Annotated in this window: 15 protein-coding genes and 3 tRNA genes; 14 read left to right on the top strand and 4 right to left on the bottom strand. The window is 63.6% G+C overall.

Annotation, left to right across the window (positions count from 1 at the left end):
* Window positions 1-181: 181 nt before the first annotated feature.
* The gene (locus QZY67_RS09275) at window positions 182-1,864 is read right to left on the bottom strand and encodes a stalk domain-containing protein (RefSeq protein WP_295369827.1); all 1,683 of its coding nucleotides are present in this window, start codon (window positions 1,862-1,864) and stop codon (window positions 182-184) included.
* A gap of 277 nt (window positions 1,865-2,141) precedes the next feature.
* Here QZY67_RS09275 and QZY67_RS09270 point away from each other — a divergent pair, with 277 nt between their 5' ends.
* Window positions 2,142-2,522, top strand: coding sequence for a RidA family protein (locus QZY67_RS09270; protein WP_295369826.1), 381 nt, complete (start codon window positions 2,142-2,144; stop codon window positions 2,520-2,522).
* A gap of 34 nt (window positions 2,523-2,556) precedes the next feature.
* A complete protein-coding gene (locus QZY67_RS09265; RefSeq protein ID WP_295369825.1) occupies window positions 2,557-3,849 on the top strand; it encodes an L-serine ammonia-lyase, iron-sulfur-dependent, subunit alpha in 1,293 nt (430 codons plus the stop codon).
* Window positions 3,850-4,139: 290 nt separating this feature from the next.
* On the opposite strand, the gene QZY67_RS09260 is transcribed toward QZY67_RS09265, so the two are convergent.
* Complete coding sequence (locus tag QZY67_RS09260; RefSeq protein ID WP_295369824.1) at window positions 4,140-4,568, bottom strand: hypothetical protein; 429 nt, start codon at window positions 4,566-4,568, stop codon at window positions 4,140-4,142.
* A 139-nt stretch (window positions 4,569-4,707) separates the two neighbouring features.
* Between QZY67_RS09260 and QZY67_RS09255 the strand changes: the two genes are divergently transcribed.
* Together QZY67_RS09255 and QZY67_RS09250 are read left to right on the top strand one after the other, a co-directional pair.
* Window positions 4,708-4,795, top strand: a tRNA-Leu gene (locus QZY67_RS09255).
* A gap of 210 nt (window positions 4,796-5,005) precedes the next feature.
* A tRNA-Leu gene (locus QZY67_RS09250) sits at window positions 5,006-5,093 on the top strand.
* Window positions 5,094-5,650: 557 nt separating this feature from the next.
* Here the strand turns inward: QZY67_RS09250 and QZY67_RS09245 are convergent.
* Entirely contained in the window at window positions 5,651-6,250 is a 600-nt protein-coding gene (locus QZY67_RS09245; protein WP_295369823.1) for a carbohydrate-binding family 9-like protein, read from the bottom strand.
* Window positions 6,251-6,497: 247 nt separating this feature from the next.
* Between QZY67_RS09245 and QZY67_RS09240 the strand changes: the two genes are divergently transcribed.
* Window positions 6,498-6,857 (top strand): CidA/LrgA family protein, encoded by a 360-nt coding sequence (locus tag QZY67_RS09240; RefSeq protein ID WP_295369822.1) that lies wholly within the window; start codon window positions 6,498-6,500, stop codon window positions 6,855-6,857.
* A complete protein-coding gene (locus QZY67_RS09235; RefSeq protein WP_295369828.1) occupies window positions 6,857-7,537 on the top strand; it encodes an LrgB family protein in 681 nt (226 codons plus the stop codon). Before QZY67_RS09240 ends, QZY67_RS09235 begins: the two co-directional genes overlap by 1 nt.
* 59 nt (window positions 7,538-7,596) lie before the next feature.
* On the opposite strand, the gene QZY67_RS09230 is transcribed toward QZY67_RS09235, so the two are convergent.
* Window positions 7,597-9,417, bottom strand: coding sequence for a family 10 glycosylhydrolase (locus QZY67_RS09230; RefSeq protein ID WP_295369821.1), 1,821 nt, complete (start codon window positions 9,415-9,417; stop codon window positions 7,597-7,599).
* A 391-nt stretch (window positions 9,418-9,808) separates the two neighbouring features.
* Between QZY67_RS09230 and QZY67_RS09225 the strand changes: the two genes are divergently transcribed.
* The 8 genes from QZY67_RS09225 (at window position 9,809) to QZY67_RS09190 (ending at window position 16,612) form a co-directional block, all read left to right on the top strand.
* Complete coding sequence (locus QZY67_RS09225; protein WP_295369820.1) at window positions 9,809-10,561, top strand: DeoR/GlpR family DNA-binding transcription regulator; 753 nt, start codon at window positions 9,809-9,811, stop codon at window positions 10,559-10,561.
* Complete coding sequence (gene pfkB, locus QZY67_RS09220; RefSeq protein ID WP_295369819.1) at window positions 10,558-11,466, top strand: 1-phosphofructokinase; 909 nt, start codon at window positions 10,558-10,560, stop codon at window positions 11,464-11,466. The genes QZY67_RS09225 and pfkB overlap by 4 nt, the downstream gene beginning before the upstream one ends.
* 63 nt (window positions 11,467-11,529) lie before the next feature.
* Window positions 11,530-11,988 carry a PTS sugar transporter subunit IIA gene (locus tag QZY67_RS09215; protein WP_295369818.1) on the top strand — a complete coding sequence of 153 codons (459 nt, stop codon included), beginning with the start codon at window positions 11,530-11,532 and terminating at the stop codon, window positions 11,986-11,988.
* A 30-nt stretch (window positions 11,989-12,018) separates the two neighbouring features.
* Window positions 12,019-13,947: a fructose-specific PTS transporter subunit EIIC gene (locus tag QZY67_RS09210; protein WP_295369817.1), complete on the top strand. Its 1,929-nt coding sequence runs from the start codon at window positions 12,019-12,021 to the stop codon at window positions 13,945-13,947.
* 54 nt (window positions 13,948-14,001) lie between these two features.
* Window positions 14,002-14,268: an HPr family phosphocarrier protein gene (locus QZY67_RS09205; RefSeq protein WP_294536189.1), complete on the top strand. Its 267-nt coding sequence runs from the start codon at window positions 14,002-14,004 to the stop codon at window positions 14,266-14,268.
* A gap of 51 nt (window positions 14,269-14,319) precedes the next feature.
* Entirely contained in the window at window positions 14,320-16,026 is a 1,707-nt protein-coding gene (ptsP, locus tag QZY67_RS09200) for a phosphoenolpyruvate--protein phosphotransferase (RefSeq protein WP_295369816.1), read from the top strand.
* Between the two features lie 31 nt (window positions 16,027-16,057).
* Window positions 16,058-16,408: an arsenate reductase family protein gene (locus QZY67_RS09195; RefSeq protein ID WP_295369815.1), complete on the top strand. Its 351-nt coding sequence runs from the start codon at window positions 16,058-16,060 to the stop codon at window positions 16,406-16,408.
* 130 nt (window positions 16,409-16,538) lie between these two features.
* Window positions 16,539-16,612, top strand: a tRNA-Gly gene (locus QZY67_RS09190).
* Window positions 16,613-16,632: the final 20 nt, after the last annotated feature.

Genomic DNA, 16,632 nt, shown 5'->3' with positions numbered 1-16,632 from the left:
CACTTCTCATGAAATTTTTGCCGACAATTTCATCAGAAATCGAGGTGAAAATTTCATGAAGCTCCTTCGAAAAAGTGGCGGAAGCCACTTTTTCGACAGCCTGAGGCCCCCGGCTGAGCCGGGGGCCTCAGATTTTGTTTTGTGCCTTCAACCCACTGGCGGGGCCTCACCGGTCAGAAACTCAGTCGTCCCAGTCCCAATCGTCCCATCTGTCCTTGTACCAGCCCCGGTGCCAGCCGTTGTCATGGCCGTAATCCCAGCGGCCGTGGTAGTTCCACCAGTCGTCGTCATCATCATCGTCATCGTCGTCCCAGTCGAACAGGTCCTCCAGATAGTCCATGGCGTTGTCCGCCCGGTCCTCCGCCTGGTCCAGCAGGCTCTCCAGCGACCGGTATTCGCTCCTGGACAGCTTGCTCTGCTTGTAGGCGTTCTCCAGCGCATCCTCCAGCTCTCCGCACTCCCGGGCCAGATCCTTCAGATCCTGGATCAGCTGCCGGCCGTTCTCCCAGCTGTCGGTCCAGATCTTTTTCACCAGGTCGGCAATCCGGCCGGCCAGGCCGGCAATCTGCTCCGAGTAGTCGTCATAGGAGCCTCCGGGGGTGCTGCCGCCGCCGTCCGGATCCTCCCATTCGCCCTGGAACACCTTCTCCTTCAGGCTGGCCCGGGCGTCCTTCACCCGCACGTCCAGAGCGCCCAGGCGGCTGTTCAGGCTGTTGTACTCGCTGTAAGAGGTGCGGCCCTGCCGCAGGTCGTCGTTGATGATGGCGTACTCGCCGGAGATATCCTGGCTCAGGGCGCTGAACTTCTCCTCTATGGCCAGGTACTCCCTCACCCGCTGGACGTAGTCCTGGGAGGGCTTCAGGTCCTCGACCTCCTGCTCCAGGGCGGCGGTGCGGCTGTCCAGCTCCTTGATGACCGCGTCCGCCACCTGATAGGCCGTGCCGCTGGCGGCGTTCTTCTCTTCCAGGTCGGCCCGGGCGTCCTTGGCCCGGACGTCCAGGGCATTGGCCCGGCTGTTCAGGCTGTTGTACTCAGAGACCGTGATGCGGTTTTGCATGTAGTCGTCGTTGATGGTCTTGTAGCGGGTGCTGATCTGCCCATACAGGTTCTCCAGCCGGAGGGAGAGGGCCGCGTAGGACTGGGCCTGCTCCACGGTGGTGGGGGCGGGCTCAAAGGCTTTAATGGCCTGCTCCAGCTCGGTCATGGCGGCCTCCAGCTCGGTGAGGCTGTTGGCGGAGATCTGATAGGCGGTGAGCTTGCCGGTCTCGTCGGCGATGGTCTTGGCCTCCAGGTCGGCGTAGGCGTCCTTCAGGCGGACGTCCACCGCGCCCAGGCGGCCGTTCAGGTCGTTGAATTCAGCCAGGGTGAGCTTGCCCGCGCTGAAGTCGCTGTTGGTCTGCTCCACTAGGGCGTCCGTCCCGGCCCGCAGGTCGTCCAGGTCGCCCACCAGGGCGGCGTATTGCCTGGCCCGCTCCACATAGGTGTCCGCGGGGTCCAGACCGTCAATCGCCTTCTCCGAGCGGGTCATGCCCTTCTCCAAATCGTCCACAGTGGGGTAGAGGGCGGCGGGCTCCAGTACCTTTTCGGTCATGATAACAGTCTGGGTGGCGCTGTCCCACTCCACGGTCTGGCCCAGAATCTCCCCCAGCGCCCGGACGGGGAGATAGGTGGTGCCGTCATAGCTGATGGGGTAGACGGTCTTGCCGTTCTTGTCCGTCATGGTGCGGGCCATGCCGTCCACCTCTACGGTGATGTCGGGGCGCAGGTCCACGAGGATTTGCTGAATCCCGCTGGCGGCCGCGGCCCCGGCGGCCAGCACGCCCAGCAGTACGGCTGCGATCAAGGCTGTTTTCATGCGTTTCATTTCCATCTCTCCTTTTCCGGCGGCATGCGCCAATTTTTATGGGGTCTGCTGTTGTGAGAGCCCTTCACCACTAATACCGCATAAGCAGGGTATTTTGTTACAGAAAATAAAAATTTTCCATTTACAATCTAAAAAATTTTTTGGTTCTAAAATCTTTTTTCTTTTTTGCCCTTCTCATACATTGACAAAGCCGTTTTTTTCCTCTATTCTTTCTCATATAAGGCTCTGCCCTCACCGTGTGAGGCTGCTTTTATTTTATTGAAGGAGGCTCTTTCCCATGAAAGAAATCATCAGCACCACCGGCGCGCCCGGCGCCATCGGGCCCTACTCCCAGGCGGTCAAGGCCGGCGATCTCCTCTTTGTCTCCGGCCAGCTCCCCATCGATCCCGCCACCGGCGCCTTTGCCGGCGATGATATTGCCGCTCAGACCCGCCAGTCCCTCACCAACGTGAAGAACATTGTAGAGGCCGCCGGCATGACCATGGCCGACGTGGTCCGCGTGGGCGTGTTCCTGCAGGACATGGAGCACTTCGGCGCCATGAACGCCGTGTACGGCGAGTTCTTCACCGGCGACTGCCCCGCCCGCGCCGCCGTCCAGGTGGCCCGCCTGCCCAAGGACGCCCTGGTGGAGATTGAGGCTGTGGCCTGCAAGGGCTGAGCCGCCTACTTTTTGTACAGAGGAAGGACAGCCTATGGATCAGCAGACAATGCAGGCTCTGCGTGACGCTATGGCTGCCGGGATGAAGGTGGCCACCGGCTGTACTGAGCCGGTGGCCATCGCCTTTGCCGGCGCCACCGCCCGGGCGCAGGCCTCCGGCGCCATTGAGCGCATCATACTCCGCGCCTCCGCCAACATCATCAAGAACGCCTTTGTGGTGGGCATCCCGGGCACCGAATTCACCGGCCCCAAGTACGCCGTGGCCATCGGCGCGGTGTGCGGCGACCCGGCCAAAGAGCTGGAGCTGCTGGAGCACCTGGACCCCGCCGGCGTGGCCCAGGCCGCCCGGCTGGTGCAGGACGGGAAGGTGGAGCTGGACCGGGCGGACACCCCCGCCAAGCTGTACATTGAGGTGGAGCTCCGCACCGCCGCCGACACCGTGGTGGTCCGGGTGGCGGGCTCCCACACCCATGTGGACTCCATTGTCAAAAACGGCGCCGTGGTATATCAGAACAGCTGCGCCGCCGAGAGCGGCGGCCACTGCCAGGGGCTGGACTGCCGCCTGGCCGATGTGTACGAGTTCTGCACCACCGCCCCCCTGGGGGAGTTCTCCCTGGTGGAGCAGGCCATTGACCTCAACTCCAGAATCGCCCAAGAGGGCCTGGCCCACGACTACGGCCTCCGGGTGGGCAAGACCATCCGGGAGGACGTGCGGGCGGGCGCCCTTGCCAACGACGCCACCAATTACGCCATGACCCTGGCGGGCGCCGCCGCCGACGCCCGCATGGCCGGCGTGGACCTGCCCGTCATGTCCAACTCCGGCTCGGGCAACCAGGGTATTGCCGCCACCATGCCGGTGGTGGCGGTGTGGGAGCGGGTGGACGGAAAGGACCGGGAGAAGCTGATCCGGTCCTGCGCCCTGTCCAACCTGATCACCATCTACATCAAATCCCGGTTCGGCGTGCTCTCCGCCCTGTGCGGCGCCGTGGTGGCCTCCACCGGCGTGGCCAGCGCGGTGGTGTGGCTCCGGGGCGGCGGGCTGGGTGAGATCGCCTGCGCCATCTCCAACGTGCTGGGCAACGTGGCCGGCATGCTGTGCGACGGCGCCAAGGCCTCCTGCGCCCTGAAGATCTCCACCTGCACCAACGCCGCCATGCTGGCCGCCACCCTGGCCATGCGCCACCTCCGGGTGGCCTCCAACGAGGGTATCGTGGAGCAGCGGCCTGAGTACACCATCGACAACTTCGCCCTGCTGGGCAACGAGGGCTCCGATGAGCTGGACCGGCTTATCCTGGACATGATCATCCACAAAAAGGACGCCATCTGAAGCGGCAGGGCGGTGCGCAGACTGCGCACCGCCCTGAAACGGTCGCAAAAGGTGCTTCGCGCCTTTTGCGAGGAAGGCCGCATGGCGGAAGGGGCTCGATTTTTAACAAAATTGTCGTCCCTCCCGCCATGAGAAGTGTCATTTCCGAGGCGCATGTCCCCGGAAATGACGGATTTTGATTTGATTCCCGGGGCTGCGGCCCGGGAACTCTGTGGGGCTTTCCTTCAGGGAAGGTTTTTCGACAAACTGAGGGCGGTGCGCAGTCTGCGCACCGCCCTGTCCCGCTCTCTTTACAGAAATTTTTTCAGCTGCTGGATGTTGTTCTCTTCCTCTTTCAGCAGCCGCTCCATCAGCGCCCGGGTGTCCCGGCCCGCGTCCGGGTACTTCTTCAGGTTCTTCACCGCGTTGATGACCCCCATGTTGCTGCCCTCCATCATCATCTCCGCCACATGGGAGGCGGAGCGATCCGTCAGGGTTTGCATATCAATCATCAGATAGGCGCCCATCTTCTCCAGGGCGCTGAGCCCCCTGGCATCGCAGCCGTTTTGCTCCAGCAGGTTGCCCGCCTCCCGCTCGAAGGCGCTGTACTCCTTTTTCTGGGCCTCCAGGTGGCGCAGAAACTCCTTGTCCTCCACAATACCCAGCAGCTTGTCGATGGTCCTGGTGCCCATCTCCGCGTTCTGGTAGACATAGTTGAGCAGCGCTCTGTCGCTGTCCATGGTCCTCACTCCTTCCCGTTTTACAGTGTGTCCGGCTGCCTAAAAAATATTTTTAAAAAACCCGTTGACAGATCGAATTCGACGTGATAATATATCATCTGTCGCTGAGCTCCACAAGTGAGCCGGGCAAAAAAGAGATGCGCGAGTGGTGGAATTGGCAGACTCGCTAGATTCAGGTTCTAGTGTGCATTACGCACGTGCGGGTTCAAGTCCCGCCTCGCGCACCAGCTTTAAACCCCGTAAAGCTAAGCTTTACGGGGTTTTGCTATGTATTTTTAATCCTGTTGAGCGTTCTCATTCTGCCTGTCTTCTGCCCTGTGACTCAAACAGCGGGATTCTTTTGTAATCCTGCCGCTTTTCTCTTGACAGATTGCGTTTCATGTGTTAGTATATCATCCGTTGTCCCGCTCCACAAATAAGCTGGGCAAAAATAAGACGCGCGAGTGGTGGAATTGGCAGACTCGCTAGATTCAGGTTCTAGTGTGCATTACGCACGTGCGGGTTCAAGTCCCGCCTCGCGCACCACGTCGGAGCAAGCTATGTATCGCTTGCTCCGACTTTTTTAAAGTCAGAGCGCGCTCACGCCGCTGCTCCTCCTTTCCAAATCGCAACCGCTTACGCTGGGTTGCGATTTGGATCCGCCGCTGTGCGGCGGATTTGTCCCGTTTCAAAAATATCGATTTTAACCGTCCCTTCCAAAACAAAAGGCAACTGCTTTCGCAGTTGCCTTTTGTTTTAGGTTCCGGCCGCCGAAGGCGGCCTCCACCCTTCGGCATTTCAATGCTCAGGGCGGCGAAGCCGCACTTGCGCCGTGGGGTGGTCCTTCTGTTGATAAATCTAAAACGTAAAATATCGATTTTGGCTCCCCCTTCCACCGAGAAAAGTCTTGAAGCCCAAGGGTTTTCAGACTTTTCTTTTTTATTTTTCCACCCGGCGGCCATGCTGTCCGTCTGCTTATTCTAACACTTTTCTACCGCCTCGCTCCCCGCATGCCTGCCGCCGCTTTTTCTCCCCCTTCTATCATCTCCGCCCGGCAAAAAAGAATCGGCTTGCACTGCCCGGGGCAGTGCATGCCGATTCTTTTACAGCAGCTCCAGCACGCCGAAGCAATGGGGTGCGTGGAAGTTGGGCTCAGGCAGATCCACGGGGCTCCAGGTCACAAAATGGGGCTGGGGCGTCTCATCCCCGCATTTATAGAAATTGCCGTACAGCTGCCCGCCGGGAACCAGCTCCAGGTTCCAGAGGCCCCGCAGGGTTGCGGCGGCAATTTCCAGCCGGATTTCCCAGCGCTCCCCGCCCACTAGGCTGCGGAGGACAGGCCGGGGCAGGCCGCTCTCCGCCAGGTTCTGCCGGACGTACCGCTCGCTGCCGGCGGAGCAGAGCATGGCGCCGATGCTGTTGCACTCCAGGTTCATATAGCTCCCCTCCCGCGCCGGGGCCAGGAAGGCCTCCATGCAGCTGTCAAACCACACCCTTCCGTCCTGTTCCCGGCAGCGGGCCAGAGGCTCCGCCTCATGGCACTCCATGCGGATATACAGCGCCTTCCCCGGCCGATAGGCGCATTGAAAGACAGTTTCCGGGGTATATGTGGTCCCCCAGCAGGCGCAATCCACCTGCGCACAGGGAATGGTGGGCCAGTCGGGCTCCCCCCGGGTCCGTGTGATACCGTATCGTTTCTCCATAGCCAACGCTCCTTCTCTCTGTCCGGGGAATCCACGGGGTCTGTTCACGCCTGCCGGGCGGGATCCGCTGGTATTATAGCACCCGGACCGCCTCCTGAAAAGGGGGACGCCTGTTTTGCACATTCTGTATAATCCGGGTTGAAAAAATGTTTCAATTCTTGGTTTGACAAACGCTTTCAAAGGTTCTAGAATCAAAAGCCGGGTTCCGACGCCGCTCGGAAGCACACATGACCCGGAGGCGAATGCCGTGAAAATTATCTGTCAAATCGCCATCATCTTCACCATCTGCTGGATCAGCCAGATTGTGGAGGCCGTCCTGCCCTTCCCCTTCCCCGCCAGCGTCATCGGCATGGTGCTGCTGCTCATTCTGCTGCTGGTCCGGGCGCTGAAGGTGGACCACATCCGTGAGAAGTCCGACTTTCTGCTGTCCAACATGGCCTTTTTCTTCATCCCCGCCGGCGTGAGCATCATCAACTACTTTGATATTCTGGCCGGCAGCCTGGTTCCCCTGCTGATCATCTGCCTGGTGAGCACGCTGCTCACCTTCGCCGTCACGGCCTGGGCCGTGCAGCTGACCAGGTATCTCATGGATCGGAGGAAGAAATGATGGCCGAACTCTTTGCCTCTCCCTTTTTTGGTATCTCGCTGAGTGTCATCGCCTTCTGGGTGGGCGTCCGCATCCAGAAAAAGACCGGACTGGTGCTGTGCAATCCCCTGCTCATCGCCATCGTCCTGGTGTCCGCCGTGCTGCTGGTGTGCCGCATTCCCTATGCGTCCTACAACCAGGGCGGCGCCATCATCAACATGTTCCTGGCTCCCGCCACCGCCTGTCTGGCGGTGTCCATCTACACCCAGATTGCCCTGCTTAAGGAGAACTGGCTGCCCATTCTGGTGGGCTGCACCGCCGGCTCCATCACCTCCATGGGCAGCATCTATCTCATGTGCCGCCTGTTCCGGCTGGACGAGGCCGTCGCCGCCTCTCTGATCCCCAAGTCGGTGACCACCCCCATCGCCGTCAGCATCTCGGAGAACCTGGGAGGCATCCAGGCCATCACCGTGGTGGCCGTTATCCTCACCGGCATCCTGGGCAGCATTCTGGCCCCCGTGCTCATCAAGCTCTTCCGGGTCAAGGACCCGGTGGCGGCCGGCCTGGCCATCGGCGCCTGTTCCCACGCCGTTGGCACCTCCAGGGCCCTGGAGCTGGGTGAGACCGAGGGTGCCATGAGCGGCCTGGCCATCGGCATCTGCGGTATTCTCACCGTTATCTTCTCCCTCTTTCTGATGTAAGTCCTGTAGCTAAACAAGAGGTACGTCAAGCTTGTCCGCTGACGTACCTCTTGTTCTTGTTATGCCGCCTTGGCCGCGTCCATGGCCCGGAGGAGCATAGCCGCCGCGCTGCCCCGGTCCACGCCCTCGCCGGGGGCAAAGGTGCCGTCCGGCTTGCCGGTGATGATGCCCAGCTCGGTGGCCCTGGCGATGTAGTAGAAATCCTCCGTCACATCGGGGTAGACGGTGCCGGTGACACTGCCGTCGTCCTCATACCCCAATGCCCGGACCAGGAGCTTGACCACCTCCGCCCGGGGCATGGGGTCTGCGGGAAAAAAACCGTCCGGGTAGTCCTCCCGCTCCAGGCAGCCCTGGCCGTACAGCACCCCAATGTACCCCTCGGCCCAGGTGCCCGCCGTGTCGGGAAAGGGGCTGTCCACGCCGCCGGAGGGCAGGACCTTGCCGTTGAGATAGGGCATGGCTCCCCACGCCAGCTTGCACATGGAGGCCCGGTCCACCTGCTCGTCAGGGGAGAAGGTGCCGTCCGGCTTGCCGGTGACAACCCCCATGGCCCCCAGGACGCCGTAGTACTGGGCGGCCCAGTGGGTCTGCTCCTCCTGGGGCAGGCGGGAGAGGAAGGCCGCCGTCTCCGCCGCCAGGGGGTCATCCATGGACTGGCTGTACCAGGTCTCATAGAGCTTCTTCATATTGGAATTGACCGCCAGGAATTTGTAGCGGAAGTGGGCCTCGCCGGACACCTTCAACTCCCGGTTCAGGGCCAGCTGCTCGGTGATGGCGTCCAGCCCGTTCCAGGGGGACCCCTCGGTGCCGTCGTCGGCCAGATAGTCCGCCATGCCGATATACAGCTTCACGCCGGTGCCCTCCACCGTATCGCTCCACCAGCGGGCGATGGTCTCATAGTCCATGGTGGGGTGGCCGATGTACCAGTAGATCTGGGGGCATATGTAGTCCACCCAGCCCTCCTTTACCCACTTGCGGCTGTCGGCGTAGGCGGCGTAGTAGCTCTCGTAGTTGCCGGTGGTGGCGGAGCCGTCGCTCTGGTGGGTGCTGTCCGCCCACACGCCGGAGGGGGACACGCCGAAGGACAGCTCCGGGTCCAGGGCGTGGAGCCGCTCATCCAGGCCCTGAATCAGCTGGTTGACATTGTCCCGCCGCCAGTCGCCGATGCTGCTGAAGGCCCCGCCGTACTGCTGGAAGGTGTCCTCGTCGTTAAAGCTGCGGCTGGGGTAGAAATAGTCGTCCAGGTGGACGCCGTCCACATCATAGTTGCGGACCAGCTCCTCCGCCCCCTGAATCACCAGTTCCCGCACCTCGGGCAGGCCGGGATTCAGGTAGTAGTTGCCGTCGCACTCCACCACCCACTCGGGGTGCTGCACGGCGGGGGACTTGGCGTCCAGGGCCGCCAGCTCGCTCTCGCCGCTCTTGGTAAGGCGGAAGGGGTTGATCCAGGCGTGGAGCTCCAGCCCCAGGGCGTGGGCCCGCTCCACCCAGTAGGCCAGGGGGTCAAAGCCGTCCTCAGGGGCCAGGCCGGAGGCGCCGGTCAGGTATTTGCTCCAGGGGAACAGCTCCGAGGGGTAGAGGGCGTCTCCGGACGGGCGGACCTGGAGAATCACCGCGTTCATGCCCATGTCCACGCAGTTCTCCAGAATTTCGTCCGCCTGGGCCCTGAGGGCCTCAGGGTCTGTGGTAGCGGCGTTGGGGTAGTCCAGGTTGTACACCGTGGCCACCCAGACGGCCCGGAAGTCATCCCGGGCGGCGCTTGGGGCGTTGGCCGTCCGGGCCTCCCGCTCGCCGCCGGCAGTACTCCCGCAGCCCGCCGGCAGGGCCAGCAGCAGCGCCGCCAGAGTCAGCAGCGCCGCCATGCTCCGTTTCAGATTCATTGGGCTTCTCTCCCTTTTCAGTCAGATTTCTCTCCCGTGCCGCCATGGGCCGGGACCGGTAGCGGCTATTATGCCATGACGGCGAAGCCGGAATGGTATATTGGCGTCTTTTCCGCTTGCCCTGTAAAGGGCGAGGAAAAGGGCCAGGTTCAACGTATAATAGCCGTTCTGCGGCTATTATACCATATCTGACGTGGAATAGTAGACATAAGTTCCTGGAAACTGACAACCTTTTTTCCCCGTCTTCGTTTTTTCCAATCAGGACCACGCTTTTGTTTGATTATTTGTTGAAAAATTTTGATTTTATTTGATTGAAACTGCTTGACACTTTTTAGAAGTAGTGCTATATTCTCCTCAGAAATCAGAAAAAAGCACAAAAAGGAGCCGTAACATGCTGACACAGGAGCGATATCAGCAGATTCTTCAGATGCTCGCCCGGAAGCGGACCGTAACCGTGGCGGAACTTACCCAGGCCCTTGGCGCCTCGGAGGCCACTGTCCGCCGGGACCTGAACGCGCTTCACGAGATGGGCCGGCTCAACAAGGTCCATGGCGGCGCCACCGCCCTGTCCACTCCCTTTGCCACGGCGGAGGCCGACGTGCGCACCAAGTCCGCCCTCAACGTGGAGGAGAAAGTCCTTATCGGGCGGTATGCCGCCACGCTGATTGAGGACGACGATTTTGTCTACATCGACGCGGGCAGCACCACGGAAAAGCTGGTGGAGGCCATCGGCGAGAGCAAGGCCACCTTTGTCACCAACGGCATCGCCCACGCCCAGCATCTGGCCCGGAAGGGGCTGAAGTCCTATATTCTGGGCGGCGAGCTCAAGCCGGCCACCGAGGCGGTGGTGGGCGCCGTGGCCGCGCGAAACCTTCAGAAATACAATTTCACCAAATGCTTTATGGGCGCCAACGGCATCTCCGCCAAGGCCGGCTTCACCACGCCGGACGCGGAGGAGGGCATGCTCAAGAGCGAGGCCTTCGGCCGGTCCTACATGGCCTATGTGCTGGCCGACCACACCAAGTTCGACTGGGTGTCCCCCGTCAGCTTCGCCCCCATTGAGAAGGCCTGCATTATCACCGACTACCTGTCCGATGAAAGCTACCGCTCCTTTACGATTATAGAGGAGGTCTGCGCTCCGTGATCTACACCGTCACCTTCAATCCCGCCCTGGACTACGCGGTCTATCTGGATACGCTGGAGATGGGCGCCCTCAACCGCGCCGGGGGCGAGACCCTCCGCTGCGGCGGAAAGGGCATCAACGTCTCCGTCGTGCTGCGCAACCTGGGCATGGACACCAGGGCCCTGGGCTTTCTGGCCGGCTTCACCGGCCATGGCATCGCCCTCTGGCTGGAGCAGATGTCTGTCCAGAACGACTTCATTATGCTGCCCGCCGGCATGAGCCGCATCAATATCAAGCTGAAAACCGGCGTGGAGACCGAGATCAACGGCCAGGGCCCGGACATCCCGCCCCAGGCGCTGGACGCCCTCTTTGCCAAGCTGGACCGCATTTCCAAGGGGGACACCCTGGTCCTGGCGGGCAGCATCCCCGCCTCCCTGCCCGCCGACGTCTACGAGCGCATCCTCTCCCGGCTGTCCGGCCGGGGCATCCGCTGCGTGGTGGACGCCTCGGGCCCCCTGCTGCTCAACGTGCTCCAGTACCGCCCCTTCCTGATCAAGCCCAACGAAGCGGAGCTGTCCGAGCTGTGCGGCGTCCCCCTGACTCCCGGCGACCTGACCGGCGTCAAGGCCTGCGCCGCCCGGCTCCAGGAGCGGGGCGCCCGCAACGTGCTGGCCTCCCTGGGGCCCAACGGCGCTCTCCTCCTCACAGAGGACGGCAAGTTCCTCCACCAGGAGGCCGCCGCCGGCACCGTGCGCAACTCTGTGGGCGCCGGCGACTCCATGGTGGCCGGCTTCCTCACCGGGCTGCACCTGACCGGCAGCTACCGGGAGGCCCTGCGGATGGGCGCCGCCGCCGGCGCCGCCACCGCCTTCTCCGACCGCCTGGCCACCCGCCGGGAGGTGGAGGAGCTCCTCAACACCCTGTAACCCCTGGCAGTGTTCCTGCGTATACTATATATTTATTTTTATTGAGAAGAAAGGATGATTATCATGCGTATCACTGATCTGCTTACCGAGGACGGTATCCTCATCGGCGCCGCCGCCACCACCAAGGAGGAGGCCATCACCATGCTGGTCTCCGGCCCCGAGCGCTTCGGCTGCGTCACCGACCCCGCCGTGTGCCGCGCCGACGTGCTGGCCCGCGAGAGCCTGGGCACCACCGCCCTGTCCCACGGCGTGGCCGTGCCCCACGCCAAGAGCCGCGGCGTGAAGGAGCGTGGCATCACTGTGATGACCGTGCCCAACGGCATCGACTTCGGCGCCGTGGACGGTCCCTCCCGCCTCATCTTCCTGCTGGTTGGCCCCGAGAACGACCCCGGCGCCTACCTGGAGATGCTCTCCAGCCTGCTCCAGGTGCTGATGAAGAACCCCGGCCTGGCCGAGAAGCTGGCCGACTGCACGTCCTCCGCCGAGTTCCTCCAGCTCCTGCGGGATGCCGAGTCCAAGTAAGCTGAATGTTTCCACTTCTGGACGGAAAGGATGAGAGCGTTGCGTATTACCGACCTTCTTCAGGCCCAGGGGATTCTGCTGGGCGCGGCGCCGGCGGATAAGGCCGCCGCTGTGGAGCTGCTGGTCTCTCTCCAGTCCGTCCAGGGCAATCTCTCCAATCCCGCCCAGTTCCGTCAGGCCCTGATGGAGCGGGAGGCCCGGAGCTCCACGGCCATCGGCTCGGGCATCGCCGTGCCCCACGCCAGAAGCGCCGCGGTCCTCCGCCCCGGTCTCTCCGCCATCACGGCCCCCGGCGGCGTGGACTGGGGCGCGCCGGACGGCAGCCCCTCCCGGCTGATTTTTCTCATTGCCGCTCCCGAAGGGGAGGACGGCCTTCATCTGGAGCTTCTCTCCCGCCTGATGCGCCTGCTGATGCGGGAGGAGTTCCGCGCGCAGCTAATGGCGGCGGCCACCCCCGCCGCCTTTCGCGCTGCCATTGACCGGGCGGAGCAGGCGGAATTCCCCGAGGACTTTCCGCCCCACGGCGATCAGCCCATGCCACGGGTGCTGGCGGTCACCGCCTGCCCCACCGGCATCGCCCACACCTACATGGCCGCCGAGGCCCTGGAGCAGGCGGCCCGGGCCATGGGCTGCCCCATCCAGGTGGAGACCAACGGCGCCTCCGGCGCCGCCCGGGTGCTCACGCCGGAGGAGATTGCCGCCTGTGACGGCATCATCGTGGCCGCCGACCGGGAGGTGGATATGGCCCGGTTTGACGGCCGGCCGGTGCTGCGGGTGCCGGTAGCCGCCGGAATCAGCCGCCCGGCCGCGCTCATTCAGGCGGTTCTGGACGGGAAAGCCCCGGTCTACCACGACAAAGACGCCCGGGTCCCCACGGTCCTCCCCGCCCAGGGCGGCGAGGGCCTGTGCCGCACCCTCTACAAGCAGCTGATGAACGGCGTGAGCCACATGCTGCCCTTTGTCATCGCCGGCGGCATCTTCATCGCCATCTCCTTCCTGCTGGACGACCCCGACCTGGGGTACAGCACCTTCGGCACCAACACCCAGCTGGCCGCCTGGTTCAACACGGTGGGCGACACCGCCTTCCACTTCATGCTGCCGGTGCTGTCGGCCTATATCGCCGTGGCCATCGCGGACCGGCCCGGCCTGATGGTGGGCTTTGTGGGCGGCGCTCTGGCCGTGTCCGGCTACACCTTCCCCTTCTTCTCCGCCGAAGCAGTCTCCGCCGGATTCCTGGGCGCCCTGGTGGCCGGCTTCGCCGCCGGATACCTGATGCGCCTGATCCAGCGGCTGCTGTCCGCTCTGCCCTCCCCCCTGGAGGGGCTCAAGCCCGTGCTCCTCTATCCCCTGGCCGGCCTGCTGCTGACCGGGCTGTTCCTGTGCGCCGTCAACCCCTTTGTGGGCATGCTCAACAACGCCCTGGACGGCGCCCTGGGCGCCATGAGCGAGGGCGGCAGAATCGCCCTGGGTGTGGCTGTGGCCGCCCTGATGGCCGCGGATATGGGCGGCCCCCTCAACAAGGCCGCCTATGTGTTCGCCACCTCCACCCTGGCCGCCGTCTCCCCTGCCGTCGGCTCCGTGGTCATGGCCTGCGCCATGGCGGGCGGCATGGTGCCGCCCCTTGCCATCGCCCTGTGCTGCACCTTCTTCCCCAACCGGTTCCGCCCGGCGGAGCGGCGGTCCGGCCTGGTCAACTACATCATGGGCCTCTGCTTCATTACCGAGGGCGCCATCCCCTTCGCCGCGTCCGACCCCGCCCGGGTTATCCCCGCCTGCGTCGCCGGCTCGGCCCTGGCGGGCGGGCTGGCCGCCTTCTTCAACTGCGCCCTCCCCGCCCCCCACGGCGGCATCTTCGTCTTTCCCGTCATCCGGAACGTGCCGGGCTACCTCATCGCCCTGGCCGCCGGTTCTCTGGCCGGCATGCTGGTGCTGGCCCTGCTGCGGAAAAAGCAGGCCTGAGCCAGCGCCCGCTCCTGCCGGACGCTATATTTTCTATCTCTGGAGGTTATCATTATGGTCAGTGAGCAGCTCACTGTGGTCAACAAGGCCGGATTCCATATGCGCCCCGCCAACATCTTTGTCCAGTCCATGATCAAATTTCAGTCCAACATCACCATCGTCTTCAACGGCCACGAAATCGACGGCAAAAGCATCATGAACGTGATGGCCGCCTGCATGAAGCAGGGCGCCGAGATTGAGATCCGCTGCGACGGGCCCGACGAGGTGGAGATGCTCCGCACCGCCGCCGATCTGGTGCGCTCCGGTCTGGGCGAGGAATAAGCCCGTCCGCGTCCCTGATTCTGCCGCCAGACGGCACTGGAGGTTTGGACTATGAAATGTGAGGGAATTCCCGCGTCCGGCGGCATCGGCATCGGCGAAGCCGTGCTGGTGGCCGAGCCCGACCTGGGATACGGGGACGTTGTATTCTCCGGCGTAGAGGCGGAGAAGGCCCGCCTGGCCGGCGCCGTGGCCGCCTTCATCCGGGAGACCTCCGCCATGGCCGAGACCCTGCGGGAGCAGCTGGGGGACAAGCAGGCCGAAATCCTGTCCGGCCAGATAATGATGGTCTCCGACCCCTACATGACCAGCCAGATGAACGCCGCCATTGAGAACGGCGTGTGCGCCGAGTCCGCCGTGGACAGCGTGTGCGGCATGTATATCGAGCTATTCTCCTCCATGGAGGACGAGCTGATGCGCCAGCGGGCGCTGGACGTGGAGGATCTGCGCCGCCGCCTGCTGTCCATTCTTCTGGGCCGTCCCCGGACGGAGCTGAACCGGCTCCCCCCAGGCTCCGTCCTGGTGGCCCGGGACTTCACCCCCTCCATGACCGCCGGCCTCCGGCGGGAGAACGTGGCGGCCATTGTCACCGAGAGCGGCGGCCGCACCTCCCACTCCGCCATTCTGGCCCGCACCATGTCCCTGCCCGCCGTGCTGTCGGTGCCCAATATTACCGACCTTCTCTCCGGCGGCGAGACCCTGGTGGTGGACGGCAGCGCCGGAACCGTCCTCGTCAACCCGGACGAGGAGGTCCTCCGGGCCTGCCGTTCCCGTCAGGCGGAGGAGCTGGCCCGCCAGGCCGACCTGATCCGGTTCCGCTCCCGCCCCACCCGCACCGCCGACGGCGAGGCCGTATCGCTGTGCTGCAATATCGCCGGCCCCAGGGACGTGCCCAGCGTGCTGGAGCACACCGGCGAGGGCGTGGGCCTGTTCCGCACGGAGTTCCTCTTTATGAACCGCTCCGCGCCCCCCAGCGAGGAGGAGCAGTTCCGCATCTACCAGGACGCCGCCCGGCGGCTGGACGGCCGGGAGATCGTCATCCGCACCCTGGACATCGGCGGCGACAAGGACATCACCTGCCTGGACACGGATCAGGAGGAGAACCCCTTCCTGGGCTTCCGGGCCATCCGGTACTGCCTGAGCCGCCCCGACCTCTTCAAAACCCAGCTGTCCGCCATCCTCCGGGCCTCGGCCTACGGGAGCATCCGCATTCTCCTCCCCTTTGTCTCCTGCGTGGATGAGGTCCGCTCCGCCCGGGTAATGCTGGAGGAGACCAAGTGCCGCCTGGCCCAGGAGGGGATTCCCTTTGACAGGGATATCCCCCTGGGTGTCATGGTGGAGACCCCCGCCGCCGTCTTTCTGGCCGACAAGCTGGCCCGGGAGGCCGACTTCTTCTCCATCGGCACCAACGACCTGACTCAGTACACCCTGGCCGCCGACCGTGGCAACAGCCGGGTCTCCTATCTCTGCTCTTACTTCCAGCCCGCCCTGCTCCGGGCGGTCCACGCAGCCGCATCCCAGGCCAAGCGGGCCGGCATTCCCGTCGGCATGTGCGGCGAAGCCGCCGGAGACCCGCTCATGACCCCCCTGCTGCTGGCCTTCGGGCTGGATGAGTTCTCCGTCTCTCCCGCCGCCGTGCTGCCCATCCGCCAGGCCATCTCCCGCTGGACCAGGGAGGAGGCCCGGGCCCTGGCCGACCGGGTGATGGGCCTGTCCACCGCCGGCGAGGTGCACACCTGCCTCAAGGCCAACGTCCGCTGAACCACACATCGCTGATACAGGAGGTCTCCCCATGCTCTTTGTCTGCTACCCCAAGTGCTCCACCTGCCGCAAGGCCCAGACCTGGCTGGACAGCCACGGCCTGGACTACGCCCTCCGGGACATCAAGGAGGACCGCCCCACCCGGGAGGAGCTGGCTCTCTGGCACAGCCGCAGCGGCCTGCCCCTGCGCAAGTTCTTCAACACCAGCGGGCTGCTCTACAAGTCCCTGGCCCTGAAGGACCGCCTGCCCGGCATGACCGAGGACGAGCAGCTGGACCTGCTCGCCACTGACGGAATGCTGGTTAAGCGCCCCATCCTGGTGACGGAAACGGCCGTTCTGGTCGGCTTCCGGGAGGCCGACTGGGCCGCCGCCCTGCTCTGAACTCCCCCCGCCTGCCGGAGCAATTCCGGCAGGCGGAGGAAAAATTTTTGTTTTTTTCAGGAAAGGCATTGACAGGCGGGATTGTCCATGGTATTATATCAAGGCTGACATTTGGTGTGTCACTTCCCATGCGGGTGTAGTTCAATGGTAGAATCCCAGCCTTCCAAGCTGGTCGCGTGGGTTCGATTCCCATCACCCGCTCCATACGCGCCTGTAGCTCAGGT

It is taken from the genome of uncultured Pseudoflavonifractor sp. (genome assembly GCA_904419835.1).
In the GTDB taxonomy this organism is placed as follows: Bacteria; Bacillota; Clostridia; order Oscillospirales; family Oscillospiraceae; genus Pseudoflavonifractor.
The sequence above is the reverse complement of the archived record's forward strand: the minus strand, read 5'-3'. Positions and strand labels throughout refer to the sequence as shown.